A 14663-nucleotide genomic window follows, 5' to 3' on the forward strand; every position below is an offset into this window, starting at 1 on the left:
AACTTTTCTGCAAAGAAAAAATCGTCATGACATTCATGACGATTAAAGGTTAGTAGCGGGAGGGGGATTTGAACCCTCGACACTGCGGGTATGAACCGCATGCTCTAGCCAACTGAGCTATCCCGCCATATTTTATTTTAAATGGGACCTACAGGGCTCGAACCTGTGACCCTCTGCTTGTAAGGCAGATGCTCTCCCAGCTGAGCTAAGATCCCATTTCGTTTGTGTTCTCTGTCGAACACCTTTGCTAGTATAAGGGATATACCGATAATTGTCAAGAACTTTTTTCAACTTTTTTTAAAACTTTTTTATCTGTTAAAAATTCTACTTCCGACTACATTCGATGATTGTCGATCAGACTGATAATCAGGTTCACAATAAACAAAATTGCAGCAACCGGAATGATCACATATACAAGAATCTTAACTCCAATCACAACAAGCAATACAATCAGTGCAAGTAATAAAATAAGTCCGATTCCGATCACAACCTTCCCAAGCGTTGTAGAAAAATCAAGTTTTCCAAAGCAGACACTGGTATTTCCATTTTCATCCATTTTGACATGCCAGCCCTTTGGTGCGTCTTCTCCATCTCGGCTCACACTTCCGCGTCCGCCGCCTGTTGTCTCTGTATAAGTATAACTCTGTTCTGTCCGGTCAGCTCCTGCGGTATCAACAATCGTCTTTGCGATCAGTCGCCCGGAGCCAAGTTCCGCAACAATCTCCTCCTCAGTCTTTCCTTCTGCCAGTTTTCTCCGGAAATAAGACTCATAATATTCTATTGTTTCACAATATTTCTCATATGATACATTGCCATCCAGCCCTTCTCTGAGCTGATCCATAAATTCTTTCTTGCTCATATCTATCACACTTCACCCTCGCCTGTTCATCAGACATTGAGTTTTCCTTTCTCCCGTACTGTCGCGGGCATTTTGTTTTACAATAATAAAATCATGTATTTACATATACAATGATCACATAATATTCTCCCATATCTTCAACCAGATACTTAAGTTTTTTTATAGCCGAACTGTCATAGAGAAATGACAGATCCGGTCTGTCCGTATCCATATAATAAACAATTGCTTCGAGCACATCCGAGCGTCCGATCTGCTTCGTGATCCCTTTCTTATATGCTTCAAAATCATCAAATACTGCAAATGTCTTCACATAATAATTCATATCTGTATCTGTGCAGGTACGGTAAAACTCCCGTTCCCATGTATGATTTTCGGCAAGTGTATCATCTGTCAGATTAAAATATGTGTGTTTTACATATTCACCCATATCCGGAACCGCATCATCCCAGGTCAGATCAATATTATACCATTCCCCGTCAAGTTCTATCTGATTCCATGCATGCAGATCTCCATCCGCAGTCCCTACCACAATATCACAAGGAATATCCAAACAGGTCATCAGCATAAAAAATGCCTCTGCATAGCCATCGCAGACCGCCTTATGGGATACAAGAACACCATAAGCATCATATGCATCCTGCTGTTCCTCTGGAAAGCCATATACACAGTTCTTTATCAGATAATCATGTGCTGCTTTCTCCTTATCAAAATCGCTCATCGGTTCTTTAATGCAGGTCTTGTAAAATTCTATATATGAATCATACATGGCAAGTGCTTTCTTTTTATCCGATGGTATCTCTTCCTCAAAAAGCACCTTCCGGATCACATAATAATTCTCACTCCGATCAAAAGAAAGTTGAATTGCAAGATAATCGCCGGAGGACACCAGTACTCGATAGGTATCTACACTTCCAAATGCCGAATCCACATATTTATTGATATCACTTATATCCTTTATCTTTACATTTTTTACATAAAAGATATCAGAATCATTTCCATCTTCCATCGAATGCATCACATTTGTTCGTAATGCTACCATTCCGTCCACAACATCCTGACGATGAAATATATTAAAAAATGCCCATCTTCCTGTATAGAAAAGAACGATCAGCACAAGTGCCGTAATGATTCCTTTCAAAATAAAATGTCGTTTCTTCATCCAATCCATCCATTCTGACAATTTAGGTTATTTTATCATCTGTCCGCAACTGCTGTAAACCTGTAAATGTCTTTTTCATAAAAATTTGATATTTACCGTGCAAAATTCTTCTGCTAATCCCTGTTTTTGTTGATTAAGCTCTCATCCTGTTGTAAAATGAAACAGTTAAAATAATTTTAGAGAAAAGAGGAACTACATTATGGCACAGCTCTGGGGTGGTCGTTTCACAAAAGAAACAGACCAGTTAGTATATAACTTTAATGCTTCGATCTCTTTTGATCAGAAGTTCTATAAACAGGATATCCGCGGAAGCATCGCGCATGTTACCATGCTTGCAGCATCCGGCATCCTTACGGAAGCAGAACGAGATCAGATCATCGACGGCTTAAACAGCATCCTTACCGATGTGGAAAACGGTACACTTGAAATCACATCCAAATATGAAGATATTCACAGCTTTGTAGAAGCAAATCTGATCGACCGTATCGGTGATACCGGTAAGAAATTACATACCGGAAGAAGCCGTAATGATCAGGTAGCTCTTGATATGAAACTCTATGTAAGAGATGAGATCGTCGAAATTAAAGCTCTTGTGCTGGAATTAATGAACACCTTACATTCCCTGATGAAGGAACATATCCACACATATATGCCCGGATTTACACATTTACAGAAGGCGCAGCCGATCACTCTCGCCCATCACTTTGGTGCATACATGGAGATGTTCAAGCGTGATTACGGCCGTCTGTGTGATATCTATGCAAGAATGAATTACTGTCCACTGGGTTCCGGCGCTTTAGCCGGCACAACTTACCCTCTGGATCGTGAGTTAACTGCTTCCCTGCTTGATTTTGCAGGTCCTACTCTTAACAGTATGGATTCTGTTGCAGACCGTGATTACTGCATCGAATTATTATCCGCTCTTTCAACGATCATGATGCATCTGAGCCGTTTCTCAGAGGAGATCATTATCTGGAATTCAAATGAATATCAGTTTGTTGAACTGGATGACGCATACAGCACAGGAAGTTCGATCATGCCACAGAAAAAAAACCCTGATATCGCAGAGCTGGTTCGTGGTAAGACTGGACGTGTCTATGGCGCACTGACTTCTCTCCTTACCACAATGAAGGGAATTCCGCTTGCTTATAATAAGGATATGCAGGAGGATAAGGAATTTACCTTTGATGCGATCGATACCGTAAAGGGATGTATCGCATTATTTAACGGTATGATAAAAACTATGACTGTAAATAAAGACCGTATGGAAGCATCTGCAAAGAACGGATTCACAAATGCTACAGATGCTGCCGATTATCTGGTAAACCACGGCGTTCCATTCCGTGATGCTCACGGCATCGTAGGTGAACTGGTTCTCACCTGTATCGAACGGAACATCTCGCTGGATGAGCTTCCACTAGATGACTACAAGGCAATCTGTCCGGTATTTGAAGACGACATCTATCTGGCGATCAGCATGGAAGAATGTGTCAATAAACGTAATACGATCGGTGCTCCGGGACCGGAAGCTATGAATAAGATCATCGAGATCAACGAAGCTTATCTGAAGGATCTGAATAATTAAGGAGATGAATCAGAAATGAATCGAACAACAAAAGCAAAATATGATCTGGCAGAACGAATGTTAAATGTTCACATCGAACCGGCCGAGGTTGCCATAATGAGCGATCTTCCACTCGAGGAAGTAGAAAAGCTGAAAGCAAATCTCATGAAAAACAGCGACACCGGTGGCACAACCGTTCAGGACTATATGGCAGAGCTTGCCACCGAAGCCAAATCACAGCTAGAAGCTCATAACAAGAATAAATAGAGCAAAAAAGCACCATAAATGTAAAAACTATAAAAAATATGGGAAATCACAATAACACAGATTTACCTATAAACAAATAAAGAGGTATCTATATTTTGTTCTACAGACCTTTTTCATGTCGGTTCTTAATGAACCGCGAAGCGGTGAGTTTAGCACCGCTACATAATAACTGAGACCTTACCAAGGCCATTAGCCGAGGTTAGTTCAAAGTTATACAGCGTAAAAATAGAATGAAAATGCTCTGTAGAATAAATATATAGATACCTCTTTATCATCCATATATTATCTGAGGTAGCCCTTTAGAGATTTGATCGCACTCTTTTCGATACGGCTGACCTGTGCCTGTGAAATGGCGATCTCCGATGCAACCTCGGTCTGTGTCTTTCCTTCAAAGAAACGAAGCCTTAATATATTATATTCTCTCTCATTTAATTTCTTCATTGCTTCTTTCAATGAAATATTTTCTACCCAGTTTTCTTCTTTATTCTTCTTATCACTTAACTGGTCTACGATATATAACGTATCTCCACCTTCCTGATAAACAGGCTCATACAACGAAACCGGCGTCGATATGGCATCCAGTGCTGTCGTGATATCTTCCGGTGCTACATCGATCTCCTTTGCAATTTCATCCACGGTCGGTTCCCGATCCAGCTTCTTTAACAAAGCATCCTTTGTGTAGATTGCCTTATATGCAATATCTCTTAACGACCTGGATACCCTGATACTGTTATTATCCCGCAGATACCTCCGGCATTCTCCGAGTATCATCGGAACTGCATACGTCGAAAACTTCACATCCATACTCCGGTCAAAATTATCAATTGCTTTTATCAATCCTATGCATCCAACCTGAAACAGATCGTCAGGGTTCTCATTTGAATTCGAAAATCTCTGGATCACACTCAGAACCAGTCGCAGATTGCCCTTGATAAAGGTCTCTCTGGCAGCCATATCTCCCTGCTCGATCCTGTCAAACAATTCATTCTTTTCCTTGTCTGTCAGCAACGGAAGTCTGGCTGTATTCACACCACATATCACTACCCTGTTCAGTGCCATATCATGTTCCTCCTGCTTATGTCTGCCTGTCTGTCAAACGGATTTTTTCTTAGGCCTCATAAGAAAAGGATTTACATTTTCAGGGTAGATTATTCATTTATTTAATTCTTTCTGAACTCTAACAGTTCCAGTCCTTCATTATGCTCAAGCACCTGATTGATAACCCATTCATTTGCAAATAATAACAATGGATTACCTTTCATATCCTTCACCTTCTTAACATCGCTGACACGTTTCAGCTTTGTAAGATCTGTAGATGGATCTTTTACCCAACGGATATAGTTATAAGGGATCGGCTCTAAACGGATCTCACATCCATATTCATTCTCCAGTCTGTATTTTAATACATCAAACTGAAGAACACCTACAACACCTACGATAATCTCAGACAATCCTGCTGTAAACTCCTGAAAGATCTGAATTGCACCCTCCTGCGCGATCTGAGTAACACCCTGTACAAACTGCTTACGCTTCATCGTATTCATCTGAACAACACGACAGAAATGCTCCGGCGCAAATGTCGGGATTCCTTCGTACTGAAATTTCTTACCCGGAAATGTAAGAGTATCACCGATTGAAAATAATCCCGGATCAAATACACCGATTACATCACCCGCATATGCTTCTTCTACGATCTTACGATCCTGCGCCATAAGCTGCTGCGGCTGGGATAATTTTAATTTACGCTTGCTGGCTGCATGGTAAACCTCCATACCGGCTTCAAATTTACCTGAACAGATACGCATAAATGCGATTCTGTCACGATGCGCTTTATTCATATTTGCCTGTATCTTAAATACGAAAGCTGAAAATGGTTCTGTAACCGGATCGATCACACCCTGATCCGACATTCTTCCAAGAGGAGGTGTCGTCATTTTCAGGAAATAATTCAGGAACATATCGATACCGAATGTATTCAGTGCAGAACCAAAGAATACGGGTGAAAGCTCTCCCTTCTGAACCTTCTCGAGATCGACTTCATCGGTTGCACCGTCAACCAATTCAATTTCTTCCTTAAACTGGTCATACAGGTACGGTCCGATCAGATCCTTAAGCTCCTGATCCTCGATATGATATTGCGTCTCCGCAGCCTTCTTCGCACCACCGGTTGAGATTGCTTCAAAGGTATCGACCATCTTGGTCTCTCTGTCATAGACACCCTTAAATTCCTTACCGGAACCGATTGGCCAGTTCATCGGACAGGTACGTATTCCAAGGACATTTTCAATCTCATCTAACAATTCAAATGTATCTCTTGCATCACGATCCATCTTATTAATAAATGTAAAAATCGGGATATGACGCATTACACAGACCTTAAAAAGCTTGATCGTCTGTGCCTCTACACCCTTTGATGCATCAATAACCATAACAGCAGAATCCGCAGCCATCAGGGTTCGATATGTGTCTTCTGAGAAATCCTGGTGTCCCGGTGTATCAAGAATATTGATACAGTAGCCTTCATAATTAAACTGAAGAACGGATGAGGTAACTGATATACCTCTCTCCTTCTCAATATCCATCCAATCGGATACCGCATATTTGGAATTTGCTTTTCCTTTTACCGATCCTGCCGTATTGATTGCACCACCAAACAGGAGAAACTTCTCTGTTAAAGTCGTCTTACCGGCATCCGGGTGGGATATGATCGCAAATGTTCTTCTTTTCTTGATCTCGTTTTCGATATTCTTGTCTGCCATTTCTAATTTCCTCTTTTACTCATAATTGAATCTTTATTTTTTTTAGCCCACATCATCAACGATTGAATGTTGACCGACATTTTTTCCAATTCAGACAGAACCGAATCAAACTGCTCCAGTTCTCCTTCATCTACAATTCCATCGGAGGTGATATTGATCAGTTGCTCCGTGATATTCTCCATCTTCTGAGAAGATCCAAGGAACTGAAGGATCAGTCGATCCAGGCTATCTGCATTGATCGGTTTCACTGTCTCACGACCGATTGCACACTCCCCTGAGCAATACATATTACAAAGCTCCGGTATCTCATATACATCCGCCATCGCCAGAACTTCTTCCGGATAAGGAACTGACATGCCAAGCTCGATCCGTGATAACCGCGTCCGGTCAATATTTAAAATCTCAGCCGTCTTTTCCCGGCTGGTAAGATTTGGATTATTCTTTGATGCATTATATCTTGCGATATAATACGGATTATTCAGTGCTTTCGTAGCTTTTTTACTCATATCATGTTCCTCCAAAACTTCACTTATGTATCAGTACATAAATTTTCATCATCATATTACCACACAATCTACATTCTGAGAAGAAAAAAGAACCGACTTATCAGAAAATACAGTTTCTTCTAACAAACCTTCCTTATCTGCACAGGCACAGAGATTATATTCCCGACCTGTTTTATCTGTTATTCTGAATTCCCGGAAATAGATATTTTTCTTTTTCATCTCTGAACGATCCATAATTTTTTTCTGAGTCGGTTCTGAAAAATCAAGTCCTTTTCCTGTCATCTTACCAAATGATTCCATCCGGGTCCAGACCCGTGCAAAATATAACGCAGCCGCATCCGGATCCAACTTCTTATATTGTTCTCTGTCCGCTTCTGAAAATAACCGGTTCACGATTTTCTCCCGTCCACCCTGTATCAGCTCGATATCAATGCCACAGGACAGATCGTGCTTCGTTTCTTTATGAAAGATCAGAACTGCAATGTATCCGCTGTGACTGATATTAAATGCTATCTCAGGATGATCTGCCAGATAAACCTTGCCATGCTCCATGATCTGATAGCGACAGTCTTTCTCAGACAAATGACACTCTTTTAACGCCCGGTCAAGCAAAATTCCCGCAGCAACCGACAATTTCTTATCCTTCTCATATCGAAGCCTATTCACTTTTTCCAAACGATACTCAGACAGCTCTTCCAGATACTTTTTCATCTGCTCCTCTGTCATATCCGACACATCCGCATACCAAATCAGCATGGAAATTTTCCTTTCTATCTATTCATGTAAACCTTTTTCTAGTATAACCATATTCCGGTAAAAATCAAATTTAAAAAAACCCCACATACGAAAGTTTGAAAAACACTAACGGTTTCATACACCTCCACATGTAGGATTCTTTCATACTATTTATTATAACGTGCAAAGATTCGGGAAATCTCTCATATCCCTATTCACTTCGTCAATATGCAGTCCCTTGTAAGAACTATCTACTGCATTATAGGCTTTCTGCATCTCTGCTGTACATGCCATCATAGATGCAGGCACGCCGACATACATATCATTGATCGAAATCTCGATCTCACCAGGATTCAATGTAATGGAATCCTCCTTCTCATTATATGGTTTATCCATCAGGATTCCTTTTACTGCCCTACTGAAATACGGCATTACATTTGGCACTGATATATATTTCTTATTCAACAAAAGTTCTTTGTAGCCATCCTTGAGCACACATAACTGCTTTTCTTCCTGAATATCATTTACAAATGCAGCAGCTACCTTCTGCATAACTTCATCCCGTCGGTCATTTGTCAATGAACCAAACATAACATTGATATCATTCTCTGCAAGTTTCTTATCAGAAAATGCAACGGATAACATCTTCTCCGGCCCATATGCTCCGATACCGCTAAATAAACGACGATAAATCTTCTCCATCGCATCCTTGACAGGAACAACTCTTCCATTATCAATATTCGATTCATTATCTAACATCAACCGGATCAGTCCATCCTTCACCTCATTGATACGACTGTCATTTACATAATCAGTTGGAAGGAATTCATGTCTGGCTGCATTCTTTAATATATTCTTGGTTGTTACCTTACCTTCATTCGCAAGATTTTCGATTGAATTCTTCAAATCTTCTCCAAATTGGGAATAAATCTCATCCAAACGCTCTGCTCTCTGCTGCAGCCAACGAAGTGTATCACCAAACAGATCCTGTGCATCGATCTCATCCATGATCCGGTTTCGTTCTGCTGCAAGTGTCTCTTTGATACAGGCATCATAATATCCATTCTCTGTCTCACGCTTTGCTGACGGGAAAGTGAAGAAACGCTTTGCAACAATCTCACAGATAGATTCTATAATTCTGGAGTATTCACCGGATGGTGTATATTTACTGTGAAGCTCCTGCAGCTTCTTAACCTCTGCCATCATACCTCTGGTAGAATCTGCTACACCGGCTGTTGGTGCTCCGATAATATCAATCGCTGCATACGGACCGCATACCTTGATATATCTGGCAATTACAGCATCTAAGGAATTCCACAATTTATTCTTAATGGACTTGATCATGACCGGAAGCTCTTTATCCATATTATCAAGCTTCTCACCCATATGTTCTCTGAGTCCATCTGTATGCTTCTTGATCATCTTATAGGTTGGCTTCGTAAACTGTCCAAACTGGATTAATCCGTTCACACTGAGGTTGATCTCATCTCCCGGTTCTGCATGAAGAAAATCATCCAGCTCTTTTAACGCATCCTTGATATCCACTTCAATCTGCGGATTGTCAAATGGCGAAACAAACAAACGCTTATATGCTTTGTTAAACAGATCACTCTCACAGATATTCTCAATCTCACGGATCGGTATCTTGTAATCTGCTTCACTGACAACCTTATAATAACAATTTGCTGTCGCAATCTCAGAATCCGAATGTTCCATCTTCCAGTTTGTCACAGAATATTTCTCATTGTCAAAGAATACATCCCGAAGCAGCTTTCTGTCATCGTTTACATCATTGTTACCGATATATTTGTTACATGCAAGTTTATATAGGAAGCTTGCTGTGTCCATCAGAACTGTACCCTCCGGCAGGTATCCCTGGCTGTCCTTCTTACCGGATACCAGCATACAGGCATCGAACAGATTCTCCCGGATCACCAGCTTGTGGGTGGTGCTTTCAAATATATATGCATCATCCTTTTCTGAAAGCTTCATATAGTAATCGACTTCTTTTAACGCAGCACAGCCATTTGCCATCATCCGGAACATTAACTCCGGATCTTCCGTTACGCTCTTGTTGCCAAATATAACATCCGGCATCAACAGGCAGCCTCCGATTCGAAGATTCGCCCACTTCTTTGCTTTTCCATACGCCCGGATATTATATGTAAGATCAGATAAGATACCGCTTCCGGTTCCGCCGGAAAGACTGGATACAATGATCACATCCATCCAATTACCATTCGCCTTATCATGAATCTCTTCCAGTCTGTCAAATAACAGCATACGGATATCTTCATAAGCATTTGAAAACATGAGTCGTCCGATCTGACGATTGCCATGCGCACCATCTTTTGTCACTGTAACATCCGGAAAGTCTGCATCCATCCAGTTTGCAAGATTCGGATGTACCGGATTTTTCTTTATTCCATCTGCAAGTATATTTTCAATATTCGGTCTGTAGATACTTAATACTTCAAGTGCATTAAAACCAACATGCTCTTTGCTGTCCTCAATTGTCTGTTCCATCTCAGGAATGTCTGAATCAATCATCAGAAAATGAATATTATCCTCCGGTATGATATCATCAACCATCATCCCCTTTAAGTTACAAACGGTTCTGCTTCCGACACCGCCAAGACCGATCACCAGCAGATTCCCATTAAACCGATCATCGTGACTGATTCTTCCAAATACGCGGATATCCCTCAGCTTGCTAAATTCTTCTTTTTGCGTATCAATAAGTATCATATACAATCTCCTTAATTATAACCATTCCCCCGGCACAGAAGCGGCTTCCGTCAATTCTGTGCAGTCTCGTTACAAATATACTAACATACATATTTATGCTAACACTATTTTATGTGATTTTCAACAAAAAACTACATATTTTTTAGAGGTTTTGCATTCTTTTTTCTATGCAATCTTAATATTCTACGCATAGCTCTTATTCTTTATGCATAAATTTTTGTGACAAAAAAGTCCATCAGACTTGCTCATTCAAAAAACAAGTCTGATGGACTTTTTCTGTCTATAAATTTCTCTAATAAAATATTATACAAAATACTTAATACCATCTTCTCATAGTAATTTTCATTACTATAAGTAAAATGTAGGCAAATTATATATTATTCATTGGTTAAATATACGACAACACCCTTGTTTGCCGGGAGGTCTACGATCAGCTTCCCATCGCGGATCTCAAGGCTTTCTCCGCCTGTACAGTCACCGCCTGCGGCTACAGAGTTTCTCTCCTGCTTATGCATAGTCTGTTCGAATTCGCCGATCACACGATGCATGTTGTTCATGGTATCATTCAGATTTCCAAACAGATTCCATACTGCCTGTCCGAAGTCTGCGCCTGTTTCCAGTGCTTCTAATGCCTTACGGATATCCTCTGCCTTATAGCGGATCTCACCGGAGGCTCCGACCAACTGACCGGCTTTATCAAGCAGCTCATTTCGTGCATTTCCCCATGCCTTTGCTGTTACATCATCTGTACAGGTATCCTCCTGTACTTCTGTTATCTGATCGATCGTCAGGAGGTTGACTGCTTTATTTGCACCAATTGGCAGATTGATCTCCATGTGTGCACCGTTATCTGCATTATTCAATGCTGTTACAACTGCACGTCCATCCAGACATCTTGCAAATGCAAACTGTCCGGTCGTCAGATACAATTCCCGGTAGTCTCCATAGGTCAATTCCGGAAATCTCTGTTTCAGATGTCCAAGTGTTGTATACAATGCAGGGAGCTCATCTTTTTCATTAAAATCAGCCAGATTCAGATCCGGACGCAGATTCCAGTCTGAACCATTCTCCTTATTGCCCGGTATACCGAATTCAGAACCGTAATAGATTGACGGAATTCCCGGTACGGTATATACGAGGATCGCTACATTGTACATATGCGCCTTGTTATTTAATTTACTGTAGATTCTTGCTACATCGTGGTTATCACAGAAGGTATATAACTTCTTATCACCTACAATGCCATTTAAACGCTTGATCGTATGTGCAATCTCAAAATAGTTATGGTCGTTATGTCCGGAATACAAGCCCTTATGCAGTTCATAATTTGTTACGGAATGGAGCATATCGTTATTTGCCCATCTCGAATAATCTCCATGAATAACCTCGCCCATCAGCCAGAAATCCGGCTTTAATCCATTGCAGAAGGAACGTAATTCTTTCATAAAGCCAAAATCAAGTACGTCCGCAGCATCCAGACGGATTCCATCAATATCAAATTCATCGACCCAGAACTTTACGGTTTCAAGATGATAATTCTTCACTTCCGGATTCCAGAGGTTTAATTTCGCAAGCAGATTATATCCGCCCCAGTTATCATAGGAAAATCCATCGTTATATTCGTTGTTACCCCAGAAATTCACATTGCAGTACCAATCCTTGTATCTGGAATTCTCCCGGTTCTGCTTTATATCCTGAAATGCAAAGAAATCTCTGCCTGTATGATTAAATACACCATCTACGATGACCTTTACATCATTTGCATGACAGTTCTTTACGAACTGCTTGAAGTCATCATTTGTTCCAAGTCGTCTGTCTACCAGCCGATAATCGGTTGTATCATATCCATGAGAACCGGATTCAAATAACGGTCCTATATAAATCGCATTGCATCCGATCCGCTTCGCATGCTCCGCCCATTCATTTAACTTGTCAAAATGTGCTCCTGTCTCTCCATTGTTATCATGTGGACATCCACACAATCCAAGTGGGTAAATATGATAAAATACTGCGCTGTCATACCATGCCATAGTCTTTATCTCCTTTTATCATTTTTGTATACATATTGCAAAAAGCCATACATATCACTCATGTAAAATTATACCACAAACCTGTCGTATACGCGAAACTTTTATGCAAATTCCGATTTCCTATATATTCCATATAAATTTATCTTCCTGCATTTCATTTTTTCCCGACACATAATCATAAAAACTCTGTACACAGGGAGGCTTATAAGCAGTCGCGTCACAGACCATATAATACATCCGGTCTGCCCGGGGCTTTCTTAGCTTCAGGATTTTTACCGTAAGCCGTTCTAAGAGCTTCATATAAGGAACAACAGCAATTCCAAAGTTATGCGCTACAAGGCCGGCAATTACTTCATCTTCTTCTGTCTCATAAGCAATCTGCGGTGTCTCACCTATCAAGCTATATAATTCGTTTATCACATCCCGCATACCGGAACCTTCCGCAAAATAAATCTGCGGATATTTTAATGTATCCGCAAGATCTACATTTTTCTCTTCTGCGAGCGGGTGCCCCTCCGGGGTGATTACGACAAGATCCTGTCTGCCAACCGGAAGAACAGACAGACCGCTTTCATCCACCGGTCTGGAACAGAATATAATATCGTACTGTTTCTCTTTCAGTCCATTTACTAACTCATGTGTTGTTCCTGTATGAAATGAAAACTGAACCATTTCATCCTGTAACCTTTTCCTATAATCATCAGCCAATCCCGGAACAAAGTCCATACCAAGCGGTCGGACAAACCCTAATCTTATGACACCTTCTCCATGTGCTGCCTTCTGCATCAGACGAATGCCCTGATCGAGCGTCCGGATCGTATTCTCCGCATAGACCAGAAATTCTTCTCCATACCTCGTAAGTACAGTGTTACGTCCTGTCTTTTCAAATAATAATACCCCAAGTTCTTCTTCTAACTGGTGAATCGCATGGCTTAAACTCGGCTGTGTGATGTTCAGATTCTTTGCTGCCTTCGTGTACTGCTGTTCCTTTGCCAGTTCCACGAAATATCGTATATAAAATAAATTCATCCGTTTACCTCTTTCTATCTGACTTTTGATGTTCGATTCATTTTCTGTTTTCATCCAAAAAATTTATATTTGAATCCATTATTTATATTATACTCATAGATTTTATATAGACAATATCTATAGAATTATAAAAACTATTCATTTGTTATCATTTGCATGGAGTGTTACAATACGAAACCGTGAAAGGCATATAAAAATGAAGCAAATCCGCTTACATATAATACCGAAATAATCCATTATACATATCGATATGATAAAAACAAATGAAAGGATGCAGCTTTAAAATGAATATATATATACAAAACCATATCATCCAAGAAACAGATGCTCATATGACTCGGCATATCGTGTATGGTGAAATAGCTTTGATCGTTGCCGTATGCATAAACAGCTTCGCAGTCGTTCTGATGTTATATTCCGGTGCAGGGATTTCTGCGATTTCCAGTGTTCCTTACGCCTTTTCCGAGGTGCTCCCAAAGCTCAGCTTAGGTACTTGGACCTACATCTTTCAGGGACTTCTGGTTCTCACCCTGATGATTTTACGGAAGAAATTTGTCCCTCAATATCTGTGCAGTTTTATCGTTGGTTTTTTCTTCGGGAAACTGCTTGATGTCCATGAAATGTGGATCAACATTCTTCCAACCGCTATCGGATACCGGATTCTTTATTTTATAATTAGTTATGTGCTGATCTGTATCGGTATCGCACTTTCCAACCGTTGCGGTCTGCCAATCGTTCCTACCGATCTTTTTCCACGCGAGCTGTCGCAGATCATAAAGAAGAAATATTCAATCGTTAAGATTTCTTTTGACGTCATCTGTCTGCTTACAACTGCCTGTATGACAGGCTTCTTTCTCGGTCATATCAAAGGTCTTGGGATCGGAACTATATTGGCAGCTTTTACAATGGGAAAAGGTATTGCTATCGCCGGACAGATCATTGATAAATATATGATCTTTGTCACCTATCTGTCCAGAAAGAACTAGATTTTTATATAAATATTTTAA

The 14663-nt window shown here is 40.4% G+C and carries 12 protein-coding genes and 2 tRNA genes; 3 read left to right on the top strand and 11 right to left on the bottom strand.

The window, feature by feature from the left end; all coding sequences use genetic code 11:
- Positions 1–53: 53 nt before the first annotated feature.
- The 4 genes from WKT03_RS04065 to WKT03_RS04080 all read right to left on the bottom strand — a co-directional run bounded on the left by WKT03_RS04065 (position 54) and on the right by WKT03_RS04080 (position 2018).
- Positions 54–127 (bottom strand) — tRNA-Met (locus WKT03_RS04065).
- A gap of 15 nt (positions 128–142) precedes the next feature.
- Positions 143–215 (bottom strand) — tRNA-Val (locus tag WKT03_RS04070).
- A 119-nt stretch (positions 216–334) separates the two neighbouring features.
- A complete protein-coding gene (locus WKT03_RS04075) occupies positions 335–859 on the bottom strand; it encodes a DUF1700 domain-containing protein (protein WP_173788632.1) in 525 nt (174 codons plus the stop codon).
- 91 nt (positions 860–950) lie between these two features.
- Entirely contained in the window at positions 951–2018 is a 1068-nt protein-coding gene (locus WKT03_RS04080) for a transglutaminase domain-containing protein (protein ID WP_340390936.1), read from the bottom strand.
- A gap of 199 nt (positions 2019–2217) precedes the next feature.
- Between WKT03_RS04080 and argH the strand changes: the two genes are divergently transcribed.
- Both argH and WKT03_RS04090 read left to right on the top strand, forming a co-directional pair.
- Positions 2218–3603 carry an argininosuccinate lyase gene (argH, locus tag WKT03_RS04085; RefSeq protein WP_173788631.1) on the top strand — a complete coding sequence of 462 codons (1386 nt, stop codon included), beginning with the start codon at positions 2218–2220 and terminating at the stop codon, positions 3601–3603.
- Positions 3604–3618: 15 nt separating this feature from the next.
- Positions 3619–3849: a hypothetical protein gene (locus tag WKT03_RS04090; RefSeq protein WP_021943749.1), complete on the top strand. Its 231-nt coding sequence runs from the start codon at positions 3619–3621 to the stop codon at positions 3847–3849.
- A 282-nt stretch (positions 3850–4131) separates the two neighbouring features.
- On the opposite strand, the gene sigG is transcribed toward WKT03_RS04090, so the two are convergent.
- From sigG to WKT03_RS04125, 7 genes are all read right to left on the bottom strand, one after another.
- Positions 4132–4908, bottom strand: coding sequence for an RNA polymerase sporulation sigma factor SigG (sigG, locus tag WKT03_RS04095; protein ID WP_173788630.1), 777 nt, complete (start codon positions 4906–4908; stop codon positions 4132–4134).
- A gap of 101 nt (positions 4909–5009) precedes the next feature.
- A complete protein-coding gene (locus WKT03_RS04100) occupies positions 5010–6608 on the bottom strand; it encodes a peptide chain release factor 3 (RefSeq protein ID WP_008400679.1) in 1599 nt (532 codons plus the stop codon).
- 2 nt (positions 6609–6610) lie between these two features.
- Entirely contained in the window at positions 6611–7114 is a 504-nt protein-coding gene (locus WKT03_RS04105; RefSeq protein WP_021943746.1) for a helix-turn-helix domain-containing protein, read from the bottom strand.
- A gap of 51 nt (positions 7115–7165) precedes the next feature.
- Positions 7166–7870 (bottom strand): 4'-phosphopantetheinyl transferase family protein, encoded by a 705-nt coding sequence (locus tag WKT03_RS04110; protein WP_340390937.1) that lies wholly within the window; start codon positions 7868–7870, stop codon positions 7166–7168.
- Between the two features lie 153 nt (positions 7871–8023).
- Positions 8024–10597: a tubulin-like doman-containing protein gene (locus WKT03_RS04115; protein ID WP_340390938.1), complete on the bottom strand. Its 2574-nt coding sequence runs from the start codon at positions 10595–10597 to the stop codon at positions 8024–8026.
- Between the two features lie 377 nt (positions 10598–10974).
- Complete coding sequence (locus WKT03_RS04120) at positions 10975–12627, bottom strand: alpha-amylase family glycosyl hydrolase (RefSeq protein ID WP_340390939.1); 1653 nt, start codon at positions 12625–12627, stop codon at positions 10975–10977.
- 120 nt (positions 12628–12747) lie between these two features.
- Positions 12748–13656 (bottom strand): LysR family transcriptional regulator, encoded by a 909-nt coding sequence (locus WKT03_RS04125; RefSeq protein WP_117784914.1) that lies wholly within the window; start codon positions 13654–13656, stop codon positions 12748–12750.
- Between the two features lie 284 nt (positions 13657–13940).
- Here WKT03_RS04125 and WKT03_RS04130 point away from each other — a divergent pair, with 284 nt between their 5' ends.
- On the top strand, positions 13941–14642 hold the full coding sequence (locus WKT03_RS04130) for a DUF6198 family protein (RefSeq protein ID WP_173788625.1): 702 nt from the start codon (positions 13941–13943) through the stop codon (positions 14640–14642).
- Positions 14643–14663 lie beyond the last annotated feature (21 nt).

The organism is Coprococcus sp. HCN-4056 (assembly GCF_037892645.1).
GTDB classification, from domain to species: Bacteria; Bacillota; Clostridia; order Lachnospirales; family Lachnospiraceae; genus Coprococcus; species Coprococcus ammoniilyticus.

Excerpts from the sequence above, each read along its gene's own strand:
- WKT03_RS04100 (WP_008400679.1), bottom strand. The coding sequence starts at position 6,608 with ATGGCAGACAAGAATATCGAAAACGAGATCAAGAAAAGAAGAACATTT.
- WKT03_RS04110 (WP_340390937.1), bottom strand. The coding sequence starts at position 7,870 with ATGCTGATTTGGTATGCGGATGTGTCGGATATGACAGAGGAGCAGATG.
- WKT03_RS04075 (WP_173788632.1), bottom strand. The coding sequence starts at position 859 with ATGAGCAAGAAAGAATTTATGGATCAGCTCAGAGAAGGGCTGGATGGC.
- WKT03_RS04125 (WP_117784914.1), bottom strand. The coding sequence starts at position 13,656 with ATGAATTTATTTTATATACGATATTTCGTGGAACTGGCAAAGGAACAG.
- WKT03_RS04115 (WP_340390938.1), bottom strand. The coding sequence starts at position 10,597 with ATGATACTTATTGATACGCAAAAAGAAGAATTTAGCAAGCTGAGGGAT.
- argH (WP_173788631.1), top strand. The coding sequence starts at position 2,218 with ATGGCACAGCTCTGGGGTGGTCGTTTCACAAAAGAAACAGACCAGTTA.
- WKT03_RS04090 (WP_021943749.1), top strand. The coding sequence starts at position 3,619 with ATGAATCGAACAACAAAAGCAAAATATGATCTGGCAGAACGAATGTTA.
- WKT03_RS04120 (WP_340390939.1), bottom strand. The coding sequence starts at position 12,627 with ATGGCATGGTATGACAGCGCAGTATTTTATCATATTTACCCACTTGGA.
- WKT03_RS04130 (WP_173788625.1), top strand. The coding sequence starts at position 13,941 with ATGAATATATATATACAAAACCATATCATCCAAGAAACAGATGCTCAT.
- WKT03_RS04105 (WP_021943746.1), bottom strand. The coding sequence starts at position 7,114 with ATGAGTAAAAAAGCTACGAAAGCACTGAATAATCCGTATTATATCGCA.
- WKT03_RS04080 (WP_340390936.1), bottom strand. The coding sequence starts at position 2,018 with ATGAAGAAACGACATTTTATTTTGAAAGGAATCATTACGGCACTTGTG.
- sigG (WP_173788630.1), bottom strand. The coding sequence starts at position 4,908 with ATGGCACTGAACAGGGTAGTGATATGTGGTGTGAATACAGCCAGACTT.